General features: G+C 43.1%; 5 protein-coding genes and 1 pseudogene. 2 read left to right on the forward strand and 4 right to left on the reverse strand.

Annotation, left to right across the window (positions count from 1 at the left end; all coding sequences use genetic code 11):
- Window positions 1-657: pseudogene (locus tag AACT21_RS07105) on the reverse strand (methyl-accepting chemotaxis protein); the annotation flags it as partial.
- 182 nt (window positions 658-839) lie between these two features.
- Here AACT21_RS07105 and AACT21_RS07110 point away from each other — a divergent pair.
- Complete coding sequence (locus tag AACT21_RS07110; protein WP_047690369.1) at window positions 840-1,445, forward strand: beta-phosphoglucomutase family hydrolase; 606 nt, start codon at window positions 840-842, stop codon at window positions 1,443-1,445.
- Between the two features lie 27 nt (window positions 1,446-1,472).
- Here AACT21_RS07110 and AACT21_RS07115 read toward each other — a convergent pair whose 3' ends face one another.
- Together AACT21_RS07115 and AACT21_RS07120 are read right to left on the reverse strand one after the other, a co-directional pair.
- Window positions 1,473-1,946, reverse strand: coding sequence for an FKBP-type peptidyl-prolyl cis-trans isomerase (locus AACT21_RS07115; protein WP_017046439.1), 474 nt, complete (start codon window positions 1,944-1,946; stop codon window positions 1,473-1,475).
- Window positions 1,947-1,965: 19 nt separating this feature from the next.
- Entirely contained in the window at window positions 1,966-2,592 is a 627-nt protein-coding gene (locus tag AACT21_RS07120) for a thiol:disulfide interchange protein DsbA/DsbL (RefSeq protein ID WP_047690361.1), read from the reverse strand.
- Between the two features lie 154 nt (window positions 2,593-2,746).
- Between AACT21_RS07120 and AACT21_RS07125 the strand changes: the two genes are divergently transcribed.
- Window positions 2,747-3,364, forward strand: coding sequence for an OmpA family protein (locus tag AACT21_RS07125; protein ID WP_013867846.1), 618 nt, complete (start codon window positions 2,747-2,749; stop codon window positions 3,362-3,364).
- A 113-nt stretch (window positions 3,365-3,477) separates the two neighbouring features.
- Here the strand turns inward: AACT21_RS07125 and AACT21_RS07130 are convergent.
- The coding region (locus AACT21_RS07130) for a transketolase-like TK C-terminal-containing protein (protein WP_303396335.1) at window positions 3,478-4,224 on the reverse strand (747 nt) is incomplete at its 5' end.

Below are 4,224 nucleotides of genomic sequence, written 5' to 3' on the forward strand. Positions count from 1 at the left end.
GGTAACAAACTGTTGTTCAACATTATGAGAAAGGTTACGTACTTCACCAAGTAGCCCTTGATTATATTTCAAACCAATCACTTTTTTCTGATCGACAAGCTGTTGGGCGGCCTGTGCTAATGCCGGAAAACGGTTAGTCACTGTGCTGTTTTGCAGCTCTCCAACCTGCACGCTTTGATCAAACGCCATCAGCTCTAAAAGTAATGCATCATCAGCATTAGGTTTTATGGTTTCCAATGCTTGTAAATAAGTGGCTAAAAGGCCGGATTTTTCATTTAATCCGTATAGGCTATAAGCCTGCACCAATTTTTCAAAACCTTGTTTATAAGCCAAAAGATCTTGTCGGAGTTGGCTACTAGAGGGGAGATCTCGATCTAACAGGATGAGGGAAAGTTGCTGTTCCAGATCTAAAAAAAGAGTGCTGTTTTTTTTAAAGGTTTCAAGGTATTTCACGTCGCTTCGCAGAAGAAAATCTTTCTCATTGCGCCGCAAATTGAGCAGTCTAATTTCAAGTTTATCGACTAAGTTAATGGCTTGATTGAGCGTTTCGGTGGTTTGGGAAAAATGTGTGGTAGTGGCTAACATTACCAGAACCCCGATAACCGCAATAGCACCCAGTGAATATAATTTTTGTTTGATACTCATGAGATTATACACCTAAGTAAAATGACAATAATTGATGAAAATGTAATTATTAGTATGTTTAATTAGAATGTTAGGATTAAATGAAGCGTATATCAATGAACGCAAAAATATAAATTACATTCATTATCGTGACACAATATTGGAACTTTTATTTTGTTGATTCCCATAGAATTTGTTAGAGGCGCTCTGTAAACATGATTGAATTAGAAAATTACCAAGGACTTATTTTTGATATGGATGGTACGTTGCTTGACACCATGCCAGCGCATTTAGAGGCTTGGTCAAAAACAGCGCAACATTTTCGTTTCCCATTCTCAGAACAGTGGTTGCACAGTTTAGGTGGCATGCCTAGCGCTAAAATCGTTTCACAAATCAATAAGCTGCACGATCTCAAATTGGTGCCAGAGCTGGTCGCTCAATTTAAAATGGCGGCATTTTCTTCTATCGAAAATAGTGGCGAGGTAATTTCTTGTACTCATGAAGTTGTTGAGCAGTTTTATGGTAAAAAGAAGCTTGCGGTTGGGACTGGAAGCCAAAGGCAAAGTGCACTCGCATTGCTTAAAAAGTCTGGGCTATTAAATCGCTTTGATGCTGTAGTAACGGCGTCTGATGTTGAAAACCATAAACCGAATCCAGATACATTTTTGCGTGCAGCCTTTTTATTAGATCTCGAACCTAAGCATTGTGTGGTGTTTGAAGATACTCATTTGGGTAAACAAGCCGCTCACGCTGGAGGAATGGATTGTGTGATGGTAGAGGAAGGAAAACTGGTGTTTTATCCAGTCCCTTCTCAAGAATAGAGCCGCGTAATGCGGCTCAACACCGCTTTACTGGATTTCAATTAATTCCACATCAAAAATCAGTACGGATGCAGGTGGGATAGGGCCGCTGCCACTTTTGCCATAACCTAAATTACTGGGTATGAACAGGCGCATTTTTTGTCCTTCCACCATCAGTTGTAGACCTTCCTGCCAGCCTTGAATCACCTGCTTCAAACCAAACACAATCGGGTCGTTACGTTCAACCGAGCTATCAAACACCGAACCGTCAAGTAAAGTTCCGTGATAATGCACTTTTACACGACTGTTGGCTTTCGGATGAACGGTGCCAGTACCTTGTTGGAGTACGAGATATTGCAGGCCACTTTCGGTTGTTATCACGCCATCTTGCTGAGTATTTTCAGCCAAAAACGCTTGGCCTTTAGCAAAATTTTCATCGGCAATTTTGTGGTTATTCCACGTACGATAGATAAAAAAGCCAGCCAGTAAGAAAATAATAATTGGAAATACAAATTTAGACATATTTTTAAAGCCTTGTGGATTAAGGGTGAGTCAATAAATATGAGATGGTATTCGCGATATCTGCTACATCTTTATGACCGGAGGTGATGACTAAATATTTGCCTTTCACAATAAAGGTTGGAACGGCATTGATTTGGCCTTTTACTGAAATATCATCAGCGAGCTGAATCTCTTGGAATAACTGTTTTTGCTGCTCATCATCTAACGAATACGGGCTGATTAGCCCTCGTTGGCTGAAGGCCAAATCAATCGCTTCTTTACGCTCACTTAACGTTACTTCTTCATCCATTTGCACGACTGAAAATAGCTGTTCCATCATCGCATGATCGGGAATTGCTCCCAGTTGCATCACGGCTGAATAGTAAATCATGGCTCCAATCTGTGCGCCTTCGTTAAAGGTGACATGCAGTTTACCAAATGTTTCGCCTGTTATTTTCTCTAGCTCTGGGATGACCTTTTCCATTGAACGACAGTGTCCGCAAGTCAGCGAAAACACTTCCGTGACGGCTGGCAGGCGGTATGTTGCAAGACTTACGGGAAGCTCATCATATTGTTTCCCTTTTTGTGGCGTAGTGTTGTCACCGCAGCCTGCTAGAATCAGTAGTGTTGTGATGAGAGTCAACCAATAGCGTGTGTTTTTTTTCATAACGAGTATTGAGTTAAAAAAGAATACTTGAATTCTAACGGCTTACCGTGACAAGGAAAACAGAAACAACCACGAAATTGCTACCAAATATATATAAAGTTTTACAGTCTTGGCCGATACAGTTTAGGTAGTAAGAGAATGGAGTGATGCTTGAATGAAGTATTTAGCCTTACCGTTATTAATGTTGTTAACGGGGTGTGGAACATTAGCCACCGCAGATCGGATGTTTAGCGACAATCTATTGGATGCAGCGCCAAAAGGTGATTTTGACGTGCTCTACCCTGAATGGGGCTATGCGCCGAAGATTGCTTCAACAGGTGTTCAAGGCCCGATGGGACAGCAGCGCGTGAGTAGTTATGATTCTTTGCAAAGTTTTTTATTGAAGAATGGCGTTGATTACGAGGTTCTCCCGGGTAACCACATTATGGTTAAATTGAAAGATACGGTGAAATTTGAAACGGGCTCGTCCACCGTCTCCTCTGGCTCTGGTGACTGGCTTACTATGATGGGACGTTATTTAGCCTCAGAACCCGGTATTGATATTGTGATTGATGGTCATACGGACAGTAGTGGAGCGCCCACTTTTAATGATGGTTTATCTGAACGTCGAGCGAAAGCGGTAAAGAACACTTTAGTGAAAAGTAATGTGGCGATGGACTCTATTTTTACTCGTGGATATGGTGAATACGTTCCGGCTTGTACGAATAAAACCAATGCAGGTAAAGCATGTAACCGTCGTGTGGAAGTGTTATTTATTGTTTCCAATAATTAAGTTATGCCTTTTGGTGGCGTGCCTTTTAAGTGATGTATCTCTTTTCACACGCGACAAGATCAAAAAAGCCCAGCGAATGACTCGCTGGGCTTTTGCATTAAAAATAAGAAGGCTTAAGCAAGCAGCTCTTGTGCTTGTTTCACCACGTTTTCAGTCGTAAAGCCGAACATTTTAAACAGTTGATCCGCCGGTGCTGACTCACCAAAGGTAGTCATACCGATAATCTTGCCGCCAAAACCCACGTACTTGTACCAGAAATCCGCGATACCTGCTTCAATTGCAATACGCTTAGTCACGGCTGCTGGTAGTACGGCTTCGCGGTAGGCTGCGTCTTGTTTATCAAACGCATCGGTAGATGGCATTGACACTACGCGCACTTTCTTACCTTCGGCTGTAAGTTGGTCTGCGGCTTTCACCGCCAGTTCAACTTCAGAGCCAGTGGCAATCAGGATAAGCTCAGGCTGACCCGCGCACTCTTTTAGGATGTAACCACCTTTCGCGATATCCGCAACTTGCGTTTCGCTACGTGGTTGCTGCGCTAGGTTTTGACGAGAGAAAATCAGCGCTGATGGGCCATCTTTACGCTCAATCGCCAACTTCCATGCGACGGCTGATTCCACTTGGTCACACGGACGCCATGTGCTCATGTTCGGTGTCAAACGCAGTGAAGCCACTTGCTCAACCGGTTGATGGGTTGGGCCATCTTCACCCAAGCCAATCGAGTCATGGGTGTAGACTTGGATGTTCTGAATCTTCATCAGCGCGGCCATACGCATTGCATTACGGGCGTATTCCATAAACATCAGGAAGGTTGCGCCGTAAGGAACGAAGCCACCGTGCAGCGCGATACCATTCATGAT

Origin of the sequence: Vibrio sp. V08_P9A1T1, assembly GCF_963874405.1 — a bacterium.
In the GTDB taxonomy this organism is placed as follows: Bacteria; Pseudomonadota; Gammaproteobacteria; order Enterobacterales; family Vibrionaceae; genus Vibrio; species Vibrio anguillarum.

What these genes read in the sequence shown, in the direction of transcription:
- AACT21_RS07110 (WP_047690369.1), top strand. Translation starts at nt 840, where the DNA reads ATGATTGAATTAGAAAATTACCAAGGACTTATTTTTGATATGGATGGT.
- AACT21_RS07115 (WP_017046439.1), bottom strand. Translation starts at nt 1,946, where the DNA reads ATGTCTAAATTTGTATTTCCAATTATTATTTTCTTACTGGCTGGCTTT.
- AACT21_RS07120 (WP_047690361.1), bottom strand. Translation starts at nt 2,592, where the DNA reads ATGAAAAAAAACACACGCTATTGGTTGACTCTCATCACAACACTACTG.
- AACT21_RS07125 (WP_013867846.1), top strand. Translation starts at nt 2,747, where the DNA reads ATGAAGTATTTAGCCTTACCGTTATTAATGTTGTTAACGGGGTGTGGA.